This window comes from Afipia sp. P52-10 (genome assembly GCF_000516555.1).
Taxonomy (GTDB): Bacteria; Pseudomonadota; Alphaproteobacteria; order Rhizobiales; family Xanthobacteraceae; genus P52-10.
Window position 1 is genome coordinate 2,163,688 of record NZ_AZSJ01000003.1, and the last position, 22,940, is coordinate 2,186,627.

A 22,940-nucleotide genomic window follows, 5' to 3' on the forward strand; every position below is an offset into this window, starting at 1 on the left:
GCCGCATGTTCGAGAGCATCTCGCCCCAACTGCTGTTCGGCCAACTCCTGCTCGGCCTGATCAACGGCGCCTTCTATGCGATGCTGAGCATGGGCCTCGCGATCATCTTCGGTCTGATGAACGTGGTGAACTTCACCCATGGCGCGCAGTACATGCTCGGCGCGTTCGTCGCCTGGCTGCTGCTGCAGCATCTCGGCGTGCCCTACTGGGGCGCGCTGGTGATCGCGCCGGTCGTGGTCGCCGCCTTCGGCATGGTGATGGAGCGTCTGGTGCTGCGCCGGCTGCAGAACCTGGATCACCTCTACGGCCTGCTCGCGACCTACGCCGTCGCGCTGATCGTCGAGGGCTTGATCAGCCGCAATTACGGCTCGACCGGCCTGCCCTATGACAATCCGATCCCGTCGGGGATCAATCTCGGCTTCATGTTCCTGCCGTATTACCGCGCCTGGGTGGTGCTGTTCTCGCTAGTCGTCTGCATCGGCACGTGGATCATGATCGAGCACACCAAACTCGGCGCCTATCTGCGCGCGGCCAACGAACGGCCGGCCATCGTCGAGGCGTTCGGCATCAACGTGCCGAAGATGATCACGCTTACTTACGGCTTCGGCGTCGGCCTCGCCGCCCTGAGCGGCGTGCTCGCGGCGCCGATCTATCAGGTCTCGCCGTCGATGGGCTCGAGCGTGCTGATCGTGGTGTTTGCCGTCGTCGTCATCGGCGGCATGGGCTCGATCGCCGGTGCGATCGCCACCGGCTACATCCTCGGTGTGGTCGAGGGTCTGACCAAGGTGTTCTATCCGCCGGCGGCGAGCGTCGTGATCTTCCTGTTCATGATCGTCGCGCTGTTCTTGAGGCCGTCCGGCCTGTTCGCGGGCCGCAGCGAGGGTGCGCGATGAGCTGGAAAATGCTGGTGGTGATCGCGGCGCTGCTCGCCGCCCTGGCGGCGCCGTTCGTCGTCTATCCGGTGCTGCTGATGACGATCCTCTGCTTCGTCATCTTCGCATCCTCGTTCAACCTGCTGCTCGGCTATGCCGGTCTGCTCTGCTTCGGCCATGCGATGTTCTTCGGTGGCGCGGCCTATATCACCGGCCATATCCTGAAGACGACGGCGGTGCCGCTGGAGGTGGGGATTCTCGGCGGTGTCGCGGCGTCGGCGTTGCTTGGGCTCGTGATCGGCTGGCTGTCGATCCGGCGGCAGGGCATTCAGTTCGCGATGATCACGCTCGCCTTCGCCCAGTTCGTCTACTTCATCCTGCTGCAGGCGGAGTTCACCGGCGGCGAGAACGGCATGCAGGGCATTCCGCGCTCCGCTCTGTTTGGCCTGATCGATGTGCGTAACAACTTCAACTACTACTACGTGGTTCTGGCGATCTCGGCGGCAGCGATCTTCGCCTTCTACCGGGTGGTGCATTCGCCGTTCGGCGAGGTGTTGAAGGCGATCCGCGACAACGAGGCGCGGGTCGAGTCACTGGGCTTCGATCCGGAAAAATTCAAGCTGGTGGCGTTCACCCTGTCGGCGGCGATGGCCGGTCTCGCCGGCGGTTTGAAGGCGACGGTGTTCCAGTTCGCGACCCTGACCGACGTCTCCTGGCAGGTTTCGGGCGAGGTCATCCTGATGACGCTGCTCGGCGGGCTCGGCACGCTGACCGGTCCGATGTTCGGCGCGGCGATCATCATCCTGATGAACGATTACCTCGCGGGTTTCGGCGAGTGGGCGCTGATCGCGCAAGGCTGTATCCTGCTAATCGTCATCGTGTTCTTCCGTCGCGGTTTCGTTGGCGAGTTGTCCGCGCTCGGCGCTTATCTGACGCGGCGCAAGGCACAGGGCGGCGCTGGGTCCGCGGCGGCGCCGGCCGTCGGGCAACAGAGCTAGCGCGGTTCGCGCGGAGAACGTGGTCGCTCCGGTCTGGATCGTGATCTAGAATTCGATATCGATCGGTTCGTCGAACGGGTCGCTCGGCCGCATCTCCCTGGCGGCCCGCTGCAGGATGGTCAGGTAGCGATCGTGGTTTTGCCGGATGCGCTCGCTGGCGCCGCCGAGGCCGAGCGCGACGGGCTGGTTCTGGATGCGGATCGGCAGCAGCACGCAGATGGTGGCGCCGCCCAGGAACGGCACGTTTTCGGTCGCGGCATAGCCCTTGCTGCGGATCTGCTTCAGCCGCTTGAGCATTTCCGGAATCTTGACGCGGTCGGCGGCCTTCTCGGTGGCGATGTTGGCGCGGCGGATGATATTGTCCAGCTTGTTGTCGGGCATGGTGGACAACAACAGCCAGCCGGCGGCGGACTGGGTGAGCGGCCTGAGCGCGCCTTCGTCGACATGAAACCGCAGCGCGTGGACCGACTGGATGATCTGGACGTATTGCAGGTAGACGTCGTTCTTGGTGACGATGGAGACGGTCTCGCCGGTGGCCGCGTGGACGTCGCGCATCGCCTCGAGCACGCGGCTCGTGCCGAACAGCGCCCGCGGTACCCAGTCGCCAAGCGCGGTGACCTTCGGCGTCGGAAAATAGAGCCGCTCGCCGCGATCGAAATTCAGGTAGCCGAGGCTGATCAGCGTCTTCAGCAGCACCGTCGTACTCGACTGCGGATAGCCGAGCGCGGCGGCGATGTCCGACATGGCGCGCGGCTCCCGGGTCTTTTTGAAATACTCGAGGATTTCGATCGCCCGCGTTGCCGATTTGACCTGCGAGGTGGTCATCGCTTTGCTTCTCCTCCGCCGGCCAACTTTATGGTTGTGAAATTGAACAGTACATATGAGTTGTTCTGGCACCTCCACAATCCGCATGAGATCATGATCGCAGTCAAGGCGTGAACGCCTGTCGTGCAGGCAAATGAGCGCGAGACAATGATCTTCCGGTGCCGCACCGGACGGCGCTCAATGGGAGGAATGAGATGAGACTTGGGGTCTTTTACGAGCACCAGTTGCCGCAGCCGTGGGAAGAAGGCAGCGAGCAGAAGCTGTTCAACGACGCGCTCGACCAGATCGAACTCGCCGACCGGCTGGGTTTCGACAACATGTGGGAGGTCGAGCACCACTTCCTCGAGGAATACTCCCATTCGTCGGCGCCGGAGGTGTTCCTGGGCGCGGTTTCGCAGCGCACCAAGAACATCCGCATCGGCCACGGCATCTGCCTGTCGGCGCCGAAATACAACCATCCCGCCCGCGTGGCCGAGCGGCTGGCGACACTGGATCTCGTCTCGCGCGGGCGACTCGAATGGGGCACCGGTGAATCCGGCTCGCTGATCGAGATGCATGGTTTCGGCATTCAGCCGGATCAGAAGACGGCGATGTGGCGCGAAGGCGTCGAGCAGACCGCGAACATGATGACGATGCGCCCCTATCCGGGTTACGACGGGCAGTTCTTCTCGATGCCGGTCCGTAACATCGTGCCGAAGCCGGTGCAGAAGCCGCACCCGCCGATCTGGATGGCGTGCTCGCGGCGCGAGAGCATCCTGCGTGCGGCGCGCAACGGCGTCGGCGCGCTGGTGTTCGGCTTCGTCGATGCGTCGCAGGCCAAGATCTGGCGTGACGAGTACTATCAGATCATCAAGTCGGACGAGTGCGTGCCGATTGGCCACACGGTGAATGCGAACTTCGCGACACTCAACGGCATGATGGTGCACGAGAACCACGACGAGGCGATCCGTCGCGGCCTCGATGGCTTCCGCTTCTTCGGCTATTCGATCGCCCACTATGCGGTCTATGGCGAGCATCGTCCCGGCGTCACCAATCTCTGGAAGCGCTTCCTGACGATCAAGGACGATATGAAGGAGACGCCCGGCTCCGGCAGCATCGGCACGCCGAAGAGCGTGCGCGAGCATCTGAAGAGCTACGCCGATGTCGGCGTGGACCAGATGATCTTTATCCAGCAGTCCGGCATGAACAAGCATGAGCACATCTGCGAGGCGATGGAATTGTTCGCCAAGGAGGTGATGCCCGAACTGAAGGAGCGCGAGGACGAGCGCGTCAAGAAGAAGGAGGAGGAGCTCGCTCCCTTCATCGAGGCGGCGCTCGCCCGCAAGCCGCGGATGCCGGCGCTGGCGGAGAAGGATGTGCCCAACGTCGAGTCGATCGGCATCGTGCTCGAGCGGCAGGCCGGCAAGGACTACGCCACGGCGGGCGGGACCTACGCCGATCCGACCCGCGGCGGCGCCATTCCGATGGCTACGCGCGAGACGTTCGCCAAGGCGGCGAAGGCGGGTTGAGATGGCGGGTCGGCTAAAAGGGCGCGTTGCGCTCGTCACCGGCGGCGGGCGCGGCATCGGCCGCGCCATCGTCGAGGCCTATGCGCGCGAGGGTGCCGCGGTCGGCGTCCTCGATCTCAAGGCGGCCGTCGCCGACAATGCGGTCGCCGCGGTCCAAGCGGCGGGCGGTTCGGCGCTGTCGCTGGTCGGCAACGTCGCCAAGCGTGACGACGTGTTCGCCGCCGTCGATCGGCTGCGCCGTACGTTCGGTCCCGTCACCGTTCTCGTCAACAACGCGATGTGGAACAGGTACGGGCCGCTGCAGGATCAGACCGAGGACATGATCGGCCGGATGATCGATGTCGGCTTCAAGGGCGTAATCTGGGGTTATCAGGCGGTGCTCGACGACATGACCGCGGCAGGCGGCGGCGCGATCGTCAACATCGCCTCGCCGGCCGCGGTGTTGGCGATGGCCAACGGCGTCATGTACACCGCCGTCAAGGCGGCGGTTGCCGCCAGCACGCGTTCGGCGGCCGCCGAATTCGGACCGCGCAAGATCCGCGTCAACGCGATCGCACCGGGACCGACGCCGACGGACGGCGCGAATCTGGTGGTCACCGAAGAGGCCTGGGAGCGCCGCCGTGCGCGCGTTCCGATCGGCCGGCTCGGCACCCCGCAGGACGTGGCGAATGCCGCCGTGTTTCTGGCCAGCGACGAATCCAGCTTCATCACCGGCGACATGCTGTTCGTCGATGGCGGCATCACCTACGCGTTCTCCTGATTGCGGGCGGACGCGGACCATCGACAGGCGTTTGACAACAAGACGAATAAAACCAAGGGAGAAGGGGAGGATACCATGATGAGGTCGATCACGAGTTTAAGCTGCGCCGTGGCTTGTGCCGCGGTCATGCTGCTGCCGTCTGCGCCGGTGACCGCGCAAGGAATATCGGGAGATGTCATCAAGATCGGGGTGATGAACGATCAATCCGGGCCATACGCCGACAATTGCGGCCCTGGTGCCGTCACTGCCGCCCGGTTGGCGGTGGAGGATGCCGGCGGGGCGATCGCCGGCAAGAAGATCGAGATCGTGATCGCCGACGATCAGAACAAGCCGGACGTCGGCATCGCCACCGCGCAGCGCTGGCTGGACAGCGAGGGCGTGGATGCAATCGTCGGCTGCTCGGCCTCCTCGATCGCGCTCGCCGTCAACGACCTGATGAAGGAGCGCAAGAAGCCGTACATGCTCGCGGGCACGGCGTCGTCGATGTTCACCAACGAGCGCTGCTCGCCGATGACCACGCAGTGGGTGACCGACACCTACGCGATGCCGCGTGCGATCGTGCGCACCCTGCTCGGTCAGGGCGACGATACCTGGTTCTTCATCACCGTCGATTATGCCTTCGGCAAGGCGTGGCAGGAGGATACCACCAAGTTCATCCAGCAGGGCGGCGGCAAGGTGCTGGGCTCGGTGCTGCATCCGCTGAACTCGAGCGACTTCTCCTCCTATCTGCTGCGCGCGCAGGCGAGCAAGGCGAAGGTGATCGCGATCGCCAATGCGGGGGCGGATTTCGCCAACGTGATGAAGCAGGCGCAGGAGTTCGGCATCGCCGGCAGCGGACAGAAGCTCGCGCCGCTCGGCATGTTCATCAACAACACCCATGGCATCGGCTTGAAGGTGATGCAGGGCGTGCGGCTGACGACGCCGTTCTATTGGGATCGGACCGACGAGACCCGCGCCTTTACCAAGCGCTATCAGGCGGCGTTCAACGGCCGCATGCCGAACGAGGCGCAGGCCGGCACCTACAGCGCCGTCAATCACTACCTGAAGGCGGTCGCTGCGGCCGGTTCGGACGATGGCGATGCGGTGATGGCGAAGATGAAACAGCTGCCGGTCAACGACTTCGAGATGAAGAACGTGACGGTGCGTGCCGACGGCCAGGTGATGCGGCCGATCTATGCGGCGCGGATCAAGTCGCCGCAGGACTCGAAGTACCCTTACGACTACTACGAGGTCGTCGGCACGGTGCCGGGCGAGGACGCCTGGCGTCCGGCGTTCGACAGCGTCTGCCCGCTCCTGAACACACCGTGAGGCGGCGGGTGGCTGGAGCCGCACGGGGCCAGCCACCCTCTTGCGTGATGCCGTCAGCCGATGCGGGCGGCATGTGTAGCGGCTGGGCTCGGACGGCCGCCGGGATGTGGATCCGAGCGTTGAACGTGCCGCGGCGTGTGTGTTGCCGCGGTCAAGTGTCGTGGTGAAGCGCCGTCATGTCTCAGCATCCGTCATCGCTCGATCCGTTGCTGGCGCCGCGCTCGATTGCGCTGGTCGGCGCCTCGGAAGACGCCGCGCGCATCGGCGGGCGGCCGCTGCGCTATCTGCGCGAGGGTGGCTTCAAGGGCGCGATCTATCCCATCAATCCGAAGCGCAGCACGGTGCAGGGGCTTGCCGCGTATTCTTCGGTCGGCGCGCTGCCGGAAACGCCGGACGTGGCGATCCTGGCGGTGCCTGCATCGGCGACACTGCAGGCGCTCAAGGATTGTGCCGAACGCGGCGTACGGGCGGCGATCATCTTCTCAGCGGGCTTTGCCGAGACCGGCGATGCAGGACGGGCGATGCAGGACCAGATCGCTGCCGTGTCCCGCAACAGCGGCATGCGCGTGCTCGGGCCGAACTGCCTCGGCGTGTTCAATGTCAGTGCCGGATATTACGGCACGTTCTCGGCGGTGCTGGATGCGGCATTCATGCCACCGGGCCCGATCGCGATCGTCTCGCAGAGTGGTGCCTACGGCTCGCACATCGCCCATCTCGCGCGTCAGCGCGGGCTCGGCATCAGCCACTGGATCACCACCGGCAACGAATGCGACATCGATGTCGCTGAAACCTTGCGCTGGGTCGTGGATCGCCCCGACACCAAGGTCGTGATGGCCTATGCCGAAGGCGTCCGCAACCGCGATACCTTCCTGGAGGCGCTGGAGGCGGCGCGGGCGAAAGGCAAGGCGCTGGTGTTCATGAAGGTTGGGCGTTCGGACGTCGGCGCCCAGGCGGCAAGCTCGCACACCGCGGCGCTTGCGGGCTCGGACGCCGTGTTCGATGCGGTGTTCCGTCAATACGGCGTCTACCGTGCGCGCACGACCGCCGAGCAGGTCGACATCGCTTATGCCTGCGCACGCGGCGTCTATCCGAAAACCAACAGGTTCGGCGTCTTCACGCTCTCCGGCGGGTTCGGCATCCAGATGGCCGACGATGCCGCAGCGGCGGGGCTCGATGTCGCGCCGATGCCCGCGCCGGCGCAGGACGCGATGCGGGCCATGCTGCCCTATGCCTCGCCGCGCAACCCGGTCGATGCGACGGCGCAGGCGCTGACCGATCTGCCGCTGATGACCAGTTACATCCGGGCGATGCTGGAAAAGGGCGGCTACGACATGTTCGCCGGCATTTTCGGCAGCGGTCCGGCGAGCCCGACCTTCGCGGCCTCGCTGCGCAAGGCGCTTGAGGATGCGACCGGGGGGCAGCGCGATTGCGTGCTGTCGCTGACGATGTCGGCGCCGCCGGAGATCGTGCGCAGCTATGAGGAGAAGGGCTTCCTCGTGTTCGAGGACGGCACCGCGCTGGTCAATGCGCTGGGGGCGCTGGTTCACTTCCGCAACAGCTTTGATCGCGCGAAAACCGATCAAGCACAAGGTGCCGCGCCGCCTCGCATCGCCGATCTGTCGGGCGCACTCAGCGAGCACCAGGCCAAGCAGGTGCTGAGCCGCGCGGGCATCGCCTTTCCGAAGGAGCTGCTCGTGGCGTCGGGCGACGATGCCGGCCGCGCGGCGGCTGAAATCGGTTTTCCGGTCGTGCTGAAGATCGCGTCCGCCGACATCGCCCACAAGACCGAAATCGGCGGCGTGGTGGTTGGCGTGCGCAGCGAGGAAGAGGCACGCAGCGCCGCTGCTGCGATTTTGGCGCGCGCCAAGGAAAAGCGCCCGGAGGCGCGGATCGACGGCGTGCTGGTATCGCCGATGATCTCCGGCGGGGTCGAAACCATCGTCGGCGTGATGCGTGATCCGGTGTTCGGCCCGGTGGTGATGTTCGGCCTCGGCGGCGTCTTCGTCGAAGTGCTCAAAGACGTGACCTTCCGCGTGGCGCCGTTCGATGTTGGCGAAGCGCGGCGGATGATCGGCGAAATTCGAGGCTACGCGATGCTCCAAGGGGTGCGCGGGGCGCCGCCCTGCGATATCGACGCGCTGGCGCAGATGCTGTCGGCGTTGTCGCGTTTCGCGGCGGCGAATGCCGATCTGATCGACAGCATCGATCTCAATCCGGTCCTGGCGCTGCCGAAGGGGCAGGGCGCGGTGCCGCTCGATGCACTGCTGGTTCTCGGTGGCGGCGCGACATCCGTGCAAGCCGGCCATTGAGTGTGGAGGGATCATGGATAACGATCGCCGTTTGACCGAGCTGCTCGACCGGGAAGCGATCCGCGATTGCCTGTATCGCTATTGCCGCGGCATCGATCGCGCCGACGAGGCGACGCTGCGCAGCACCTACTGGCCCGATGCCACCGACCGGCATGGCCGTTACTCCGGCCCGGTCGAGGGATTCTTTCAGTGGGCGCTGGAAACCTTCAAGACCGGCCCCCGCAACATCCATCAGGTCAGCAATATCCTGATCACGTTTACGAGCGAAACCGGCGCCGCCGTCGAGAGCTACTTCAATGCGCTTCAGCGTGGGACGGCGGGCGATGGCCGCGTCAGCCAGGTGCTGCTCGCGGGCCGCTATTGCGACCGCTTCGACAAGCGCGACGGCGAATGGCGCGTGTCCGAGCGCGTGGTCGTCTATGACTGGGTCGAGGAGCAGGTCGCTCCCGAGGCGACCGAGCAGGTGCGCTTCGGTCTGCGGCAGCCGATCGGCGGCGCGTGTCCGAGCGATCCGGTCTACGCCCTGCTGAGCAGAGCCGCAGGCGAAATGTGAGTGTTGCAAGGATATCCGCCGCGTGCGAGGTGGAAGAATTGCGAGAGACGGTGAGAATGGACGAAGATAACGACGTAACGGCCCACGACTTCAAACTGGGGATGCGACAGGTCGTGTCGTCGGTTGCGATCGTGACATCGAGGGCCGGCGGCGAGCGCAATGGCTTGACGGCGACCGCGGTGTGTCCGGTGTCGGTCGAGCCGCCGACGATGCTGGTCTGCGTCAACCGGAATGCATCGGCGGAAGCGGTCATCGCCGAAAGCGGCTGCTTTGCCGTGAATTTCCTGACCGAGGAGCAGCATGGCATCGCCAGGCTGTTCTCGACGCCGAAGCTCAGCGCCGAGCGGCGATTTGCCGAAGGAATCTGGCTGACGATGGTGACCGGATCGCCGGTGCTCGATGGCGCCGCCGCGAGCTTCGACTGCGAGGTGACCGAGCGGATCGCGTCGGGCTCGCATCACATCTATATCGGCCGCGTCGTCGCCCTGGTCTCGGTCGATCGCGACGCGCTGCTTTACCGCGACGGCCAATTCCGCAAGCTCGAACAGTTGATCTGATGCCGCCGCGGCTGCTCGCCGCCAGTCCGTTGCACGGCGATCGCACGCTCCACGATGACACCGGCCGCCGTTCTTCGGCGGCAAGGATCAAGATGCTTGACTCGGTCCGGGCCCGGGCGTACTGGCCCGCACTGCTTGGAATGCTCCAGGCAGATTTCAACCCTTCAACGAAGAGCACATGGGCAGTCCCCTCTCAGGCAATGCCGTTGCGGCTATGGCCGTATCCGCGCTGCCGCAGGACATAAAGATCAATCGCGACGGCTTTGGCCGCGTGAGCATTGGCGGTGGCGCCTAGCTGACTGTCCATCCTCACCGGCCTGCCGCGCAAAAGCGGATGTGGAGGTGAGCGATGTTCGCAAGACTTGCAAAATTCCGCCCCTTGCAGTCATGGCGTGCGCGCGTGGCGTTTCGGGGCATCGGGGTCCAAACCAAAGCTGCCAACGACAACCGGCCGGGTGTTCGGCACCCGGCCCTCCAGCGCCGGATTCCGCAACCGACGCTGACTTGTCAGTGGAATTGGGTCGGCGGCGATCGCGGCCGGTTGGAGTGCCGCTGGCAACTCGACGTCGGCAGTGCCGAACTCGATGATCCGGACCAGCCTCGCGCCGACTGGATCGCGCGTCGGTGGCGGTGCGGATCCGTTGCGCTCAGGCGGCGCGCGACGACAGGAGCGTGATCTCCTTTTGGATCAGCCTGCTGAAGTGGCCGCCGCGTTCCATCAGCGCCGTCGGCGCGCCTTCCTCGATCACGCATCCATCCTTGATGACGATGATGCGATCGAAGTGGCGCAGCGTGGACAGCCGGTGGGCGATGGCAACGACGGTGCGGCCGGCCATCAGCCGGTGCAAGGCCTCGCGGATGCTTTCCTCCGATTCCGGATCGAGTGCGGAGGTCGCTTCGTCGAGCAGCAGGATCGGCGCGTTCTTGAGGAAGGCGCGGGCAATCGAGATGCGCTGGCGCTGGCCGCCCGACAGCCGCAGGCCGCGGTCGCCGACGATGGTGTTCAGCCCTTCCGGCAGCGTCTCGATGAAGGTGTTGCAGCGCGCATCCATGGCCGCGCGCCACACCTCCTCGTCGCTGGCGTCGGGGCGGCCATAGCGGATGTTCTCCAGCAGCGACCGGTTGAACAGCGCCGTGTCCTGCGGCACGGTCGCGATCGCGTCCCAGAGACTCTCCTGGGTGATGCGGTGAATGCTCTGACCGTTGATCCTGATCTCGCCCTCGTCGACGTCGTAGAAGCGGTGCAGCAGCGTGAACAGGGTCGATTTCCCTGATCCCGATGGGCCGACCAGACCTACGCGTTCGCCGGACCGGATCGACAGGTCGAGCTTGTCGAACACCTGCTTGCCAGCCGGATAGCCGAACGAAACCTTGCTGAAGGTGATGTCGGCGCCGCCATGCACCAGCGGAACGGCATCCGGATGATCCCGCAACTGGTGCGGCACCAGCAGCGTCAGCAGCGCCTCCGAAAGCCGGGCGAGATGCTGCGTCATGTCCACCAGCGCAACGGCGAGGTCGCGCGTGGCGCTCAGCACCGACATGCCGAGGGTGCAGACCATGACGACATCGCCGGCGGTCGCCTTGCCCTGCTGCCAGAGCATCAAGGCCCAGGCGAGCAGGCAGAGGGTGAGGACGAGGGTCACCAGCGCGTGGCCGAAGCGCAGCCGCTCGAGATAGAGCAGGCTGACGCGGCGGGCGTGCAGCTCGTGCTGCACGGTCTGCTCGAACCGGGAATGTTCGCGCCGCAAGCCGCAAAACGCCTTCACCAGCGCCATGTTCCCGACCACGTCGACCATTTCGCCGTCGACCAGGGCGGCCTTGCTGGCGAAATCGTGGTGCAGTGGCTTGCCGCGCGAGGCGTAGTGGAACAGGACGAAGACGACGATTGTGGCGACACCGAGCAGCGTCGCCGCCATCGCCAGGTTGACGCTCGCGAGATAGATGATCGCTCCCGCCGACGCCAGGCACGGCGGTAACACGTTCCAGACGAACATGTTTTCGATCGTGAAGGTCGCGTTCGAGGTGGCGGTGATGCGGCTTGTCAGCACGGCCGGCATGCGGTCCGAGAAGAAGCTCGGCGAATGCAGCGTCAGGTGGCGGAACAAATCCCGGCGCACGTCGCCGGTCACCTGGACGAATGTGTAGCTCGCCACCCAGCTCGCCAGCCGCCACAGCAGGTTGTCGGCGGCAATCAGCGAGACCAGAATGACGAAGGCTGACCAAGGCGAGTGCAGTTGTGTCGTCAATGTGTCGACGAGCAACTTGATGCCGTATTGTGTGCTGACAGAACAGGCAACTGCAGTGATGACGGCAGATAAGATCACGGCATGCGAGAGCGGCCGCTGCATGGCGTAGTGAAGAAGATAGCCGACGGGCCTTTGCCGCCAGCTGCAAATATCACGCATTCGGTCGATCCCCTCGGCACAGCAAACCCCGACCTCAACGTCCGTGCGACAGAATTGTTGCCATGCGGGAACGACTATCAAATCTGAAAATTGTGCCTATCACGACGACCGGTCTTCCTGCCGGTCCCTTCATCCTGTCCATCAGCGGAGGCCATCCATGCGCATCGCTCAAGTCGCGCCTCTTACCGAGGCCGTGCCACCCAAGCTCTATGGAGGAACCGAACGGGTCATTTCCTGGCTCACCGAGGAACTTGTGGCGATGGGCCACGATGTGACGCTGTTCGCGAGTGGTGATTCCGACACGCGTGCGACACTGGAAGCGATGTGGCCGAAGGCGCTGCGGCTGGATGGGTCGGTGCGTGATCCGAATGCCTTGCATATGGCGATGATCGAGCGGGTGTGCCGGCGGGCGCAGGATTTCGACATCATCCATACGCATCTCGACTACTATCCGTTCTCGCTGCTGTCACGACAGGACGTGCCGTTCGTGACCACGCTGCACGGCCGGTTGGATTTGCCTGAGCATCAGCCGATGTTCGCCACGTTCTCCTCCGTGCCGGTGGTGTCGATTTCGCAATCGCAGCGGCGGCCGATCCATGAAGCGAACTGGGCGGGAACCGTGCATCACGGGCTGCCCGAGAAGCTGCTGACGCCGCAGCCGGTGACGCCGTCCTATCTGGCGTTCCTCGGCCGCATTTCGCCGGAGAAGCGGGTCGATCGCGCGGTTCGCATCGCTCAGCGCTGCGGCTTGCCGCTCAAGGTAGCGGCCAAGGTCGATGCGGTGGATCAGGATTACTTCGAGGACGAGATCAAGCCGCTCTTCGCGTTGCCGCATGTGGAGTACATCGGCGAGATCGACGACCGGCAGAAATCCGCGTTCCTGTCCGGAGCCGTCGCGCTGCTGGTGCCGATCGATTGGCCGGAACCGTTCGGCTTGGTGATGATCGAAGCGATGGCCTGCGGGACGCCGGTGATCGCCTACAACCGTGGTTCCGTGCCGGAGATCATCGAAGACGGCGTCACCGGCTTCGTGGTCGAGGACGAAATCAGCGCGGCCGGAGCGATCAACAACCTGCCGCAATTGTCGCGCGCCGTCGTGCGGCAACGCTTCGAGAAGAAATTCTCCGCGCGGCGGATGGCCGAGGATTACCTGCGCATCTATCAGCAGCTGATCTTCCAGAAGAGCGACCGCCCGGTGTTCCGCCCGCAGGTCGTGGCTGGACATCGACCGGCCTAAGCCGCGAACGGCTCGTGCCAACCGGAGGCCTGACCGCTACGATGCGTCGTCGTCGCGGCGGGTTTCCGGCATCGCCAGCCAGATCGTCAGCAGTCCGATCACGGCGACGGCATCCAGAGCAAGGAACGCTGTGGTCGAGTTGAAGCGATCGGCGAGGTAGCCGGCCATCGTCGTGCTGATCGAGGCGCCGATGCCCATCGCGCAGCCGACGATTCCCTGCACCAGGTTGAAGCGGCCGGTGTCGCGGGTGAGATCGGCGATGGTGAGCGGCACCAGCACGCCGAGCACGGCGGCGGAGATGCCGTCGAGCGCCTGCACCGCCACCAGCATGATAGGATCGGCAACCAGCGCGGTGAGCGTGATCCGTGCCAGCAGCGCGATGAAGCCCGCTAGCAGCAGCGGCCGACGGCCGATGATGCGCGTCTGCTTGCCGACGAACGGCGAGAGCATCGCGACGATGAACTGTGGAATGACCATCGCCACCGCCGTCAGCGGCGTCGCGGTGCTGCTGGAGCGGAGCGTGAAGTTGCTGGCGACCAGCGGCAGCACGGCGGCGTTGGCGAGGTGGAACAGGAAGACGCATCCCGCGAACAGGAAGATGGTCTTGTGGCTCGCCGCCAGCCGCAGCGCTTCGGCAATCGAGGAGAGTTTCGCCGCCGCGCCGCCGTGCGAGCGCGTGGCGTCGATATCGCCGGGCTTGATCTGCAGCAGCGCCATCAGGGCGGGAATGCCGAGCAGCGCGGTGACGAAGAACACCGCCTGGTTCGAGATGTAGTAGCCGCAGGCGCCCATCACCGCGGCGGCAATTCCGGTTCCGATGGAGGCGAACGATGCGTTGCGGCCGAAGCGCTCGCCGGCCCGCGCGCGCGGCACGAGCCCAAGGCTGAGTGCGGCGATGGCGGGGCCCAGCACGCAGCTCGCGCCGGCCTGCAGGATGCGCGAGATCATCACCCCGAGATAGGTCGGCCAGAGTGCGAGGATCAGCGCGCTGACGCAGATGATGGCGACTGCGATCGCGGCGGCGCGCCGCGGCTGCTGCATACGGTCGAGCAGGGCGCCGCCGGGGATCTGGCCGAACAGCGAGATCAGGCCGCCGACGGTGAGAACGAAACCAATATCGACCTGTGTCCACTTCTGCGATGTCAGGTAGACCGCGATGAACGGGCCGAACCCGGTCTGGACATCGGCGACGAAGAAGATGAACCAGTCCAGCCCGCGCTGGCTGCGGCGTGAGGGCGAAGGAGCCGGAGCGGGTGCGTCGGAGTGGACGTTCGGTCGCCGGTCGTGATCATGCATTGCATCAGCCAGTGGGCCTATTTCGCGGCCGGCTCGGCCGGCTTCTCCGTGGGACTGGTGGCCGCGGCCGGAGCCGTGGTGGGTGCGCCGCCACTCGCGGGGTTGGTCTGGCCGAGCAACACCACCTGCTCGCCGGCCTTGTAGGCCGGGGCGACGCGGAGCTGATCGCGGGTGAAATCGACGATCAGGGCGCCGGGCTTGTCCTGGCTCGGCAGGCGGATCGCGGTCCAGGCAACGGCGATCTGGCGGCTGCCGACGCCGAGGAAGCCGCCGAAGTCGATCACCGCTGCGCGGACGCGGGCCGATTTGTCGATGATGATGTCGACGATGCGGCCCATGTCTTCGCCGGCGCTGCTGCGCACCTGCTTGCCGAGCACGCCGAGCACCTGGTCGCTGTCGAGCACCACCGCCGGGATGCCTTCACCGCTTGCCGGGGCCTTCGGCGCCGCGGCTTCGGGTTGTTTCGCCGGCGGAGCAGCGGGGGGCGGCGTGGGAGAATTTTGGCTGGGAGAACTCTGACCAGGAGAACTCTGACCAGAACCGGGAGAGCCCTGGCTGGGCGAGCTCTGCGGCTCGCTGGATGGTGCAGGGGTGGCGGGTTGTTGGGCGCGAAGCGAGGTGGTGAACGATAGCGTGCCGATCAGCAGCACGGATAACATCAAAGATCGAACGAAGGACGGTGCGTTGCCTGTCGTTTCGTTGCCTGCCATGGAGTTGCCCTTCCTGCGGACGGCGTGACGGTATGCTGGCCTAGTGTCTCGCATCCGAAGTTCGCTCCTTTGCAGGAGGCTCAGAGCGAACTTCGGATTCGATAAGGACACTACCCCGCAAATCAGAAGACAACGCGGCAGAGGGGCTGCCGTTCCCGCCGCATCATCCGCGCCGGAGCGGCGTCTCAGGAGTCGAGCGCCTCGGCGGAGGCGGATGAAGCTTGTGCGACCGGTTTCGGCGCGATGCCGTCGGAGCGGACGTCCGTGTGCAGAACCGGAAAGTGCATCGAGAAGTCGGCGCCGCCGCCGGCGCGGTTATCGACCGTGATCGTCCCGCCATGCGCCTGGACGATGCGCTTGACGATCGACAGGCCGAGACCGGCGCTGCCGACCCGGCGGTCGCGCCGCCAGAAGCGCTCGAAGATGATCTCGCGTTCGCTCGCGGCAACGCCGGGGCCGCGATCGAGCACGCTCACCGTGCCGGTCGCGGTGACCATGATCTCGACGATCGAGTCGTCGCTCGTGTGGTTGAAGGCGTTCTCGACCAGGTTGCGCACGGCCCGGCGCAGCATCTCCGCATTGCCCTGGATGATCACGGGCGCGTCGGTGCCGGTGACGGCCACCCGCTTGCCGCGCGCCAGCGCCAGCGGCGCGATGAAGCCGGCGATCTCGATGCAGATGTCCCGCAGGTCGGCTTTCTCTGCCGGATCGATGATGATCGTCTCGAGCTCGGCGGCGTCGAGCAGCTGGTTGACCACGCGCGTCATGCCGGCGACGTCCTGCGCCAGGGTCTGGGCGACGTCCTTATCGGGCAGGGTCTCGATCCGGGTGCGCAGGATCGCGAGCGGGGTGCGCAGTTCGTGCGCGGCGTCGGCGGCGAAGTCGCGTTGCGCGCGGAAGCCGCGTTCGAGTCGGTCGAGCGCCTGGTTGACGGCGACCACCAGCGGCTGGATCTCGTTCGGGATGTCGCCGGTCGGAAGCCGCACGTCGATCCGTGTCGGACTGATGCTCCGCGCTTGCTCGGAGGCGTGCAGCAGCGGCCGCACGGCGCGGCGGAAGATCACGAAGTCGATCGCCAGCAGCAGCAGCAGCGTCGGAATGGTGATCCAGCGGACCTGGTGGAAGTAATTCGCGACCACGTCGTCGAGCAGCACGTCGCGGTGCGACAGGTCCTCGGCGACCTGTACCCAGGCGGTCTTGTCGTCGACGTCGTATTTGAGGCTTGCGCCCGAGATGGTCCTGCCGCCGCGCGGCGTCGGCGTCTCGAAGAAGGCGATCGATGCGTTGTCGTCGTTGATCGGATAGAGCGGCGCGTGCTCCGCATGCGAGGAGAAGATCACGGTCTTGGCGTCGTCCAGCACCGCATAGGAGTAGCGGCCATAGGCTTCCGAAAACTGGTCGCGCAGACTGGCTGGCAGGTCGAGCGACCAGGCGCCCGTCGGCGTCGCGGTCAGGTAGCGTGCGATCCGCTCCGCCTGCTCTCGCATCGCTCCCTGCTGCAACCGCTCCACGTCCGCATCCAGCGACCAGTACAGGACGAACGGCAGCAGAATGGCGGTGACGAGCAGCGCCACCGCATGCAGGAAGATGATGCGCAGCATGATCGAGCGGAAGCGCAGCATCCTACTCGTCTCCGGTCATGATGTAGCCGACGCCGCGCACGGTGTTGACCTTCACCTGCGCGCCGATGTCGGCGAGCTGCTTGCGGAGGCGATGGATGTAGACTTCCACCGCGTTCGAGCCGACGTCGCCGGCGAGGCCGAAGATCTGATCTTCCAGGTGCTTCTTGGAGACGACGCTGCCTTTGCGCCGAAGCAGCAGCTCTAGCACCGCGAGCTCGCGCGCGGACAGCACCTGCGGCTTGTTGTCGACGAACACCTGCCGGCTTTCGGTGTCGAACACGATGTTCGATAGCCGCAGCGAACGTCCGAGCAGTTGCCCGGGGCGGCGCAGCAGCGCTTCGAGCCGCGCCACCAGCTCCTCGAAGGCAAAGGGCTTGACGAGATAGTCGTCGGCGCCGGTGCGCAGGCCGCTGATCCTGTCGTTGACGCCGCCGCGCGCGGTCAGCACCAGCACCGGAATCGGATCCTTGCGGGCCCTCAGCTCGCGCAGGATCGTCAGGCCGTCGCCGTCCGGCAAGCCGAGATCGAGGATCAGCGCGGCATAGCGCGCGGCGGCGAGCGCCTCCTGTGCGGCGACGGCACTGGTCAGATGATCCGTGTCGAAGCCGGCGGCCTTCAGGCCCTTGGTGAGAAGCTGAGCAAGCTCCGGATTGTCTTCTACGACCAGCACCCTCATTGGCGATCCTCCTGCGCATCGTGCCGACATAACGCAAGCGCTTCGTCCGTGTCATCCGCGACGGCGGCGGATGGTCGTCTCATCGTAAGCTTCACGTAAGTCTTACGTCAGCTTTGCGTAAGCTTCGAGAGGGAATGGACAGAAAAGTTCCCAGCGTAAGGCAGGTGTAATTGGCCTCCTCTATATGTCGGCAAAACATTGCCGCGGCCCGCATCGATCCATCGTTCGAGAATGCGCCGTGCTGACGGGCGAAACCATCGCTCGATACGTCGGGAAGGCAGAGGAATGACCGGACTTCATCCGCCGAATTTTCGCGTCTATGCGGCGGTCTCCCGCCAGGGTGGGCGCGAAGAGCTGTTGAATATTGGCGTTGCTTATCTGCACGAGGATCGCAAGGGGCTGAACGTCGCGTTGCAGGCGTTGCCGCTTGGTTCGAAACTCGTGTTGCGTGAGATCGGCGAAATACCGTCGCAGACTGCGCACGACGGGCGGTCCGACGCCGTCGCCGGCAAGCCGCTGTCGCTGAAGCAGCGCATGGAAACCTACGAGCGGGCCCTGATCGAGCAATGCCTGCACGAGGCCGGCGGCCGCATCAGCACGGTGATGGCGTGGCTCGGCGTTCCACGGCGAACGTTGAGCGACAAGATGGCGCGTTTCGGAATCGATCGAAGGGCCTGGAGCGATCGTGGTGACGATATGTCGGACATGACAGCGGCTGATGCGGTTTCGGCGCGCGGCCCGGCGCCGCTGAACGCGGAGACGCGGCGTCGGCGGCAACGGGTTCGGTATCGCGTGAATGCGGGCGTTCGGAGCTGAGGGTATAGACCATGAGCTATGTCACTCGATTTCGCGCGTTGACGCGCGGCATGCAGGCGGTGATCGTGCTTGCGGGGCTTGGTCTCGCCGGCGGGCTCGTCTTCCTGACCTTTAAGCCGAGCGGCGCCAGCATCGCCACCGCGTCATCCGGCGGACCAGTGCCCAAGTCCGGCCTGTTTCGTCCGACTGCGGCGCAATGGGCGGCGCTGTCGGTCGAGCCGGTGCAGCTCATGCGCTTCCGCTCGGAGTTTTCGACCGAGGGCAAGATCGCCATCGACGAAGACCGGGCGACGCGCATCTATTCGCAGTATGCGGGCCGCGTCACCCGGCTCGCCGTCGGCAGCGGCGACACGGTGCAGAAAGGTCAGCTGCTGTTCGTGATCGAGGCGACCGATTCGATCGAGACCCAGAAGGACTTTGTGTCGGCGCTGGGCGATCTCAACAAGGCGCGTTCGCAGGTCAATCTCACCTCCATCGTCGAGCGTCGGCTCGGCAACCTCTACAAAGACAAAGCGATGTCGCTGAAGGACTGGGAGGAGGCGCAGGCCAACCTGACGGCGGCGAAGAACGATCTGCGCACCGCCGAGATCGGCTTGCAGGCCGTTCGCAACCGCCTTCGCATGCTCGGCAAGACCGACGCCGAGGTCGAGACCTTCGAGACCACCGGCGTCATCACGCCGGATGCGCCGGTCTATTCGCCGATCGCGGGAACGATCCTGCAGCGCAGAATCGGCCCCGGCCAGTACATCGACGCCGGGGCCAGCAGCACCGATCCGGTGATGCTGATCGGCGACGTCTCCAAGGTCTGGCTCGTCGCCTATGTCCGCGAAGCCGATGCCGACCGCGTGCGGCTCAATCAGCCGCTCAAGTTCACGGTGCTGACGTTGCCCGGCCAGGTGTTCGACGCGCAGATCAGCTACGTCGCGTCATCGCTGGATTCGGCCAGCCGGAGGCTGCTGGTTCGCGCCTCGGTGAACAACCCCGACGGCCGGTTGAAGCCGGAGATGTTCGCTAATGCGCGCATCACCATCGACGAAACGCCCGCGTCGCCGGCGATCGCGCGCGATGCGATCATCTATGAAGGCGAGGCGGCGCGCGTGTGGGTCGCGCACGAGGATGGCACGATCGAACTGCGCCACATCAAGGTCGGCCTGACCAACGGCGACGTTGCGCAGGTGACGAGCGGACTTGCCGCCAACGAGAAGGTCGTCGCCCGCGGCAGCCTGTTCATAGACCGCGCCGCCACGCTCGGCAGCTAGCCGGTAGCCGGGCCGGCCTCCCGCCAGAAAGTCTTGCGACGATGCACGCTCTTATCGATTCCGTCCTGCGCTTGCGGACGCTGGTGATTGCCCTGTTCGTCATGCTGCTGGTGGTCGGCGGCGTGACGTTCAGCCGGCTGAACATCGAGGCCTATCCCGATCCGGTGCCGCCGCTGGTCCAGATCATCACGCAGAATCCCGGGCAGTCGGCCGAGGACATCGAGCGCTATATCACGAGCCCGATCGAGACCGGGCTGACAACGGCACAGCATCTCACCTCGATCCGCTCGATCTCGCTGTTCGGTCTTTCCGACATTCGTTTGCAGTTCACCTATGACTTCACCTACGACGAGGCGTTGCAGCGCGTGCTGAACCTGCTCGGGCAGTTGCCGCCGCTGCAGAACGGCGCCCAGCCCGGCATCTCGCCGTGGAGCCCCATCGGCGAGGTTTATCGCTATCAGCTGGTCGGGCCACCCGGTTACAGCGTGATGGACCTGCGCACGTTGCAGGATTGGGTGGTCGCCCGCCGCTTCCGCGCGATTCCGGGCGTGCTCGACGTGTCGAGCTGGGGCGGCAAGACCAAGACCTTCGAGGCGCAGATCGATCTCAACAAGCTGACCGCGCACGGCCTGACGCTGTCGGACGTGGTCGAGACGCTGAAGAAGAGCAACGTCAACGTCGGCGGCCAGACCGTCAATGTCGGCATGCAGTCGGCGGTCGTGCGCGGTGTCGGCCTGATCCAGACGATCGACGACATTCGCAACACCATGCTGAGCCAGTCCGGCGCCAATCCGGTGCGCGTGCGCGATATCGCCGAGGTCAACGTCAGCCATCTGCCGCGGCTCGGCATCGCCGGTCGCGACAGTGCCGATGACATCGTCCAGGGCACTGTGCTGATGCGACGCGGCGAGCAGAGTACGCCGGTGATCGAGCGGGTGAAGGCGGAGGTGGAGCGGATCAACAATTCCGATCTGCTGCCGCCGGGCGTGCAGATCGCGAGAATCTACGACCGCAGTGAGCTGATCGGCGTCACCACCCATACGGTGATGTTCAACGTCCTGTTCGGCATCGCGCTCGTCTTCTTCGTGCAATGGATATTCCTGGGCGATCTCAGGAGCGCGATCGTGGTGGCGTCGGCTATTCCATTCGCGTTCTCCTTTGCCATCGTCATCATGGTGTTGCGCGGCGAGTCGGCGAACCTGCTGTCGATCGGCGCGATCGACTTCGGCTTGATCATCGATGCGACCGTGATCATGGTCGAAAATATCTTCAGATATCTGTCGGATGCCGCGCACCGGCGGCAGGTCGCCGGCGGTGCAGCGCAGCCCGGCAGCAAGCTTGCGGTGATCTTCCAAGCGGCGACCGAGGTCAGCCGGCCGATCCTGTTCTCCGCCGCGATCATCCTGGCCGGCTTCCTGCCGCTGTTCACGCTGAGCGGCGTCGAGGGCCACATCTTCGGGCCGATGGCGAAGACCTATGCCTATGCGCTCGCCGGCGGCCTGCTCGCGACGTTCACGGTCGCGCCGGCGCTCAGCGCGTTCCTGCTGTCGGAGAACGCGACCCATTCCGAGACCGTCATGGTGCGGATGCTGCGCCGCATCTACCTGCCGACGCTGCGCGCCGCCCTGCGCAACCGGATGAAGACGATGCTGTTCGCGCTGGCGATGGCGCTGTTGTCGATCGTCGCCGGCCGTTCGCTCGGCATGGAATTCCTGCCGACGCTGGAGGAGGGCAATCTGTGGCTGCGGGCGACGATGCCGTCGTCGATCTCGCTGGAGGCGGGTAACGAGTCCGCCAACCGCATCCGCCGGTATCTGTCGGAACTGCCCGAGGTCGAGACCGTGGTCTCGCAGCAGGGCCGCACCGACGACGGCACGGATTCGAACGGTTTCTTCAACATCGAGTTCAACGTGCCGCTCGCTGCCAAGGCGAAATGGCGGCCGGGGATGGACAAGCCGAAACTGATCCGGGAGCTCAGCGAGCATCTGAGCGCGGAGTTCCCTGGTATCGAATTCAACTTCTCGCAGTACCTGCAGGACAACGTCGCCGAGGCGATCTCCGGCGTGAAGGGCGACAATACCGTCAAGGTGTACGGCCACGATCTCGACACGCTGAAAGAGATCGCCGAGCGGATCAAGACGGTGATGGGCACGGTGCCGGGAATCACCGATCTCAGTGTCTACACACTGCTCGGCCAGCCGACCGTCAATATTCAGATCGACCGGTTCGCCGCCGGCCGTTACGGGCTCGCGCCGGGCGATATCAACACCGCCATTCATGCCGCGATCGGCGGCGAGGAGGCGGGCAATCTCTACGAGCCGTCGAGCGATCGCTTCTTTCCGATCATGGTGCGGCTGGCGCCGGAGTATCGCAAGAATATCGAGGCGATCAACCAGCTCACCATCGGCGTGAAGGGCGACGACTCGGGTCAGATCGTGCAGGTGCCGTTGCGCGAGGTGGCGAAGGTCAGCCTGGTGTCGGGTCCATCCTTCATCTATCGCGAGCAGCAGCAGCGCTACATCCCGATCAAGTTCAGCGTCCGCGACCGCGATCTCGGCAGCGCGATCAAGGAGGCGCAGCAGAAGATCGCGGAGCTGAAGCTTCCGCCGGGCTACCGGCTCGAATGGGCTGGCCAGTTCGGTAACCTGCAGGATGCGATCAAGCGCCTGCAGTTCATCGTTCCGGTCACGCTGCTCTTGATCGCCATGCTGCTGTTCGTGAATTTCTCGTCGCTGACGGACACGCTCCTGAGCTTGAGCGTGATCCCGATGGCGGTGATCGGCGGCATTCTGACGTTGCTGGTCACGGGAACACCGTTCAGCGTATCCGCAGCAGTGGGCTTCATCGCGCTGTTCGGCATCTCGGTGATGGAGGGCATCATCCTGCTGTCGCAGTTCAACCAGTTGATCGCGCGCGGGGTCGAGCGCTCGGCGGCGATCTACGAAGCCTGCGAAGTGCGCTTCCGTCCGGTGATGATGACGTGCATGGCCGCCGGTGTGGGGTTGCTGCCGGCGGCGTTTTCGACAGCGATCGGTGCACAGGTGCAGCGGCCGCTCGCGCTGGTGGTGGTCGGCGGCATCATGCTGGCGCCGATGTTCATCCTGGTCGTGCTGCCGGTGCTGATCGAGCGGTTCTCGCAGCGGACGGCAACGGTCGCCGGCGCCGAAGGTCTCGCTGAACCAGCCCAATAAACAAACAGAGGTCAGGAGAGAGGCGCGCGGCGAAGCCG

Annotated in this window: 18 protein-coding genes; 12 read left to right on the plus strand and 6 right to left on the minus strand. The window is 65.2% G+C overall.

The genetic code is table 11. From position 1 onward, the window contains the following. Positions 1-5 precede the first annotated feature (5 nt). Both X566_RS11555 and X566_RS11560 read left to right on the plus strand, forming a co-directional pair. Positions 6-893: a branched-chain amino acid ABC transporter permease gene (locus tag X566_RS11555; RefSeq protein WP_034466352.1), complete on the plus strand. Its 888-nt coding sequence runs from the start codon at positions 6-8 to the stop codon at positions 891-893. Next, a complete protein-coding gene (locus X566_RS11560) occupies positions 890-1,870 on the plus strand; it encodes a branched-chain amino acid ABC transporter permease (RefSeq protein WP_051444029.1) in 981 nt (326 codons plus the stop codon). The genes X566_RS11555 and X566_RS11560 overlap by 4 nt, the downstream gene beginning before the upstream one ends. Positions 1,871-1,915: 45 nt before the next feature. On the opposite strand, the gene X566_RS11565 is transcribed toward X566_RS11560, so the two are convergent. Next, positions 1,916-2,695, minus strand: coding sequence for an IclR family transcriptional regulator (locus X566_RS11565; protein WP_034466355.1), 780 nt, complete (start codon positions 2,693-2,695; stop codon positions 1,916-1,918). 194 nt (positions 2,696-2,889) lie between these two features. Between X566_RS11565 and X566_RS11570 the strand changes: the two genes are divergently transcribed. From X566_RS11570 to X566_RS11595, 6 genes are all read left to right on the plus strand, one after another. Next, the gene (locus X566_RS11570; protein ID WP_081740145.1) at positions 2,890-4,203 is read left to right on the plus strand and encodes an LLM class flavin-dependent oxidoreductase; all 1,314 of its coding nucleotides are present in this window, start codon (positions 2,890-2,892) and stop codon (positions 4,201-4,203) included. 1 nt (position 4,204) lies between these two features. Beyond that, positions 4,205-4,963: an SDR family NAD(P)-dependent oxidoreductase gene (locus X566_RS11575; RefSeq protein ID WP_034466358.1), complete on the plus strand. Its 759-nt coding sequence runs from the start codon at positions 4,205-4,207 to the stop codon at positions 4,961-4,963. Between the two features lie 75 nt (positions 4,964-5,038). After that, positions 5,039-6,271 (plus strand): ABC transporter substrate-binding protein, encoded by a 1,233-nt coding sequence (locus X566_RS11580; protein WP_034468410.1) that lies wholly within the window; start codon positions 5,039-5,041, stop codon positions 6,269-6,271. Between the two features lie 176 nt (positions 6,272-6,447). Beyond that, positions 6,448-8,580, plus strand: coding sequence for an acetate--CoA ligase family protein (locus X566_RS11585; protein WP_051444030.1), 2,133 nt, complete (start codon positions 6,448-6,450; stop codon positions 8,578-8,580). Between the two features lie 13 nt (positions 8,581-8,593). After that, the gene (locus tag X566_RS11590; protein ID WP_034466361.1) at positions 8,594-9,133 is read left to right on the plus strand and encodes a nuclear transport factor 2 family protein; all 540 of its coding nucleotides are present in this window, start codon (positions 8,594-8,596) and stop codon (positions 9,131-9,133) included. Between the two features lie 56 nt (positions 9,134-9,189). Next, positions 9,190-9,690, plus strand: coding sequence for a flavin reductase family protein (locus X566_RS11595; RefSeq protein ID WP_034466364.1), 501 nt, complete (start codon positions 9,190-9,192; stop codon positions 9,688-9,690). Between the two features lie 647 nt (positions 9,691-10,337). Here X566_RS11595 and X566_RS11600 read toward each other — a convergent pair. After that, positions 10,338-12,095 (minus strand): ABC transporter ATP-binding protein, encoded by a 1,758-nt coding sequence (locus X566_RS11600; protein ID WP_034466367.1) that lies wholly within the window; start codon positions 12,093-12,095, stop codon positions 10,338-10,340. Between the two features lie 157 nt (positions 12,096-12,252). Between X566_RS11600 and X566_RS11605 the strand changes: the two genes are divergently transcribed. After that, the gene (locus X566_RS11605) at positions 12,253-13,332 is read left to right on the plus strand and encodes a glycosyltransferase family 4 protein (RefSeq protein ID WP_034466369.1); all 1,080 of its coding nucleotides are present in this window, start codon (positions 12,253-12,255) and stop codon (positions 13,330-13,332) included. Between the two features lie 36 nt (positions 13,333-13,368). Here the strand turns inward: X566_RS11605 and X566_RS11610 are convergent, their stop codons facing one another. The 4 genes from X566_RS11610 to X566_RS11625 form a co-directional block, all read right to left on the minus strand. Then, positions 13,369-14,628 (minus strand): MFS transporter, encoded by a 1,260-nt coding sequence (locus X566_RS11610; RefSeq protein WP_034466370.1) that lies wholly within the window; start codon positions 14,626-14,628, stop codon positions 13,369-13,371. A gap of 17 nt (positions 14,629-14,645) precedes the next feature. Then, on the minus strand, positions 14,646-15,035 hold the full coding sequence (locus X566_RS25300) for a PRC-barrel domain-containing protein (protein ID WP_244434724.1): 390 nt from the start codon (positions 15,033-15,035) through the stop codon (positions 14,646-14,648). A gap of 488 nt (positions 15,036-15,523) precedes the next feature. Further along, a complete protein-coding gene (locus tag X566_RS11620; RefSeq protein WP_051444031.1) occupies positions 15,524-16,960 on the minus strand; it encodes an ATP-binding protein in 1,437 nt (478 codons plus the stop codon). Position 16,961: 1 nt separating this feature from the next. Further along, the gene (locus X566_RS11625; RefSeq protein ID WP_034466372.1) at positions 16,962-17,636 is read right to left on the minus strand and encodes a response regulator transcription factor; all 675 of its coding nucleotides are present in this window, start codon (positions 17,634-17,636) and stop codon (positions 16,962-16,964) included. 285 nt (positions 17,637-17,921) lie between these two features. Here X566_RS11625 and X566_RS11630 point away from each other — a divergent pair, with 285 nt between their 5' ends. From X566_RS11630 to X566_RS11640, 3 genes are read left to right on the plus strand one after another with little or no spacing between them, the layout of a single operon-like run. Beyond that, the gene (locus X566_RS11630) at positions 17,922-18,452 is read left to right on the plus strand and encodes a helix-turn-helix domain-containing protein (protein ID WP_034466373.1); all 531 of its coding nucleotides are present in this window, start codon (positions 17,922-17,924) and stop codon (positions 18,450-18,452) included. Positions 18,453-18,463: 11 nt separating this feature from the next. After that, the gene (locus X566_RS11635) at positions 18,464-19,711 is read left to right on the plus strand and encodes an efflux RND transporter periplasmic adaptor subunit (RefSeq protein ID WP_081740147.1); all 1,248 of its coding nucleotides are present in this window, start codon (positions 18,464-18,466) and stop codon (positions 19,709-19,711) included. 41 nt (positions 19,712-19,752) lie between these two features. Next, positions 19,753-22,902, plus strand: coding sequence for an efflux RND transporter permease subunit (locus X566_RS11640; protein WP_034466375.1), 3,150 nt, complete (start codon positions 19,753-19,755; stop codon positions 22,900-22,902). Positions 22,903-22,940: the final 38 nt, after the last annotated feature.

Coding starts and splice junctions, on each gene's coding strand:
- X566_RS11555 (WP_034466352.1), top strand. CDS start 6: ATGTTCGAGAGCATCTCGCCCCAACTGCTGTTCGGCCAACTCCTGCTC.
- X566_RS11560 (WP_051444029.1), top strand. CDS start 890: ATGAGCTGGAAAATGCTGGTGGTGATCGCGGCGCTGCTCGCCGCCCTG.
- X566_RS11565 (WP_034466355.1), bottom strand. CDS start 2,695: ATGACCACCTCGCAGGTCAAATCGGCAACGCGGGCGATCGAAATCCTC.
- X566_RS11570 (WP_081740145.1), top strand. CDS start 2,890: ATGAGACTTGGGGTCTTTTACGAGCACCAGTTGCCGCAGCCGTGGGAA.
- X566_RS11575 (WP_034466358.1), top strand. CDS start 4,205: ATGGCGGGTCGGCTAAAAGGGCGCGTTGCGCTCGTCACCGGCGGCGGG.
- X566_RS11580 (WP_034468410.1), top strand. CDS start 5,039: ATGATGAGGTCGATCACGAGTTTAAGCTGCGCCGTGGCTTGTGCCGCG.
- X566_RS11585 (WP_051444030.1), top strand. CDS start 6,448: ATGTCTCAGCATCCGTCATCGCTCGATCCGTTGCTGGCGCCGCGCTCG.
- X566_RS11590 (WP_034466361.1), top strand. CDS start 8,594: ATGGATAACGATCGCCGTTTGACCGAGCTGCTCGACCGGGAAGCGATC.
- X566_RS11595 (WP_034466364.1), top strand. CDS start 9,190: ATGGACGAAGATAACGACGTAACGGCCCACGACTTCAAACTGGGGATG.
- X566_RS11600 (WP_034466367.1), bottom strand. CDS start 12,095: ATGCGTGATATTTGCAGCTGGCGGCAAAGGCCCGTCGGCTATCTTCTT.
- X566_RS11605 (WP_034466369.1), top strand. CDS start 12,253: ATGCGCATCGCTCAAGTCGCGCCTCTTACCGAGGCCGTGCCACCCAAG.
- X566_RS11610 (WP_034466370.1), bottom strand. CDS start 14,628: ATGCATGATCACGACCGGCGACCGAACGTCCACTCCGACGCACCCGCT.
- X566_RS11620 (WP_051444031.1), bottom strand. CDS start 16,960: ATGCTGCGCTTCCGCTCGATCATGCTGCGCATCATCTTCCTGCATGCG.
- X566_RS11625 (WP_034466372.1), bottom strand. CDS start 17,636: ATGAGGGTGCTGGTCGTAGAAGACAATCCGGAGCTTGCTCAGCTTCTC.
- X566_RS11630 (WP_034466373.1), top strand. CDS start 17,922: ATGACCGGACTTCATCCGCCGAATTTTCGCGTCTATGCGGCGGTCTCC.
- X566_RS11635 (WP_081740147.1), top strand. CDS start 18,464: ATGAGCTATGTCACTCGATTTCGCGCGTTGACGCGCGGCATGCAGGCG.
- X566_RS11640 (WP_034466375.1), top strand. CDS start 19,753: ATGCACGCTCTTATCGATTCCGTCCTGCGCTTGCGGACGCTGGTGATT.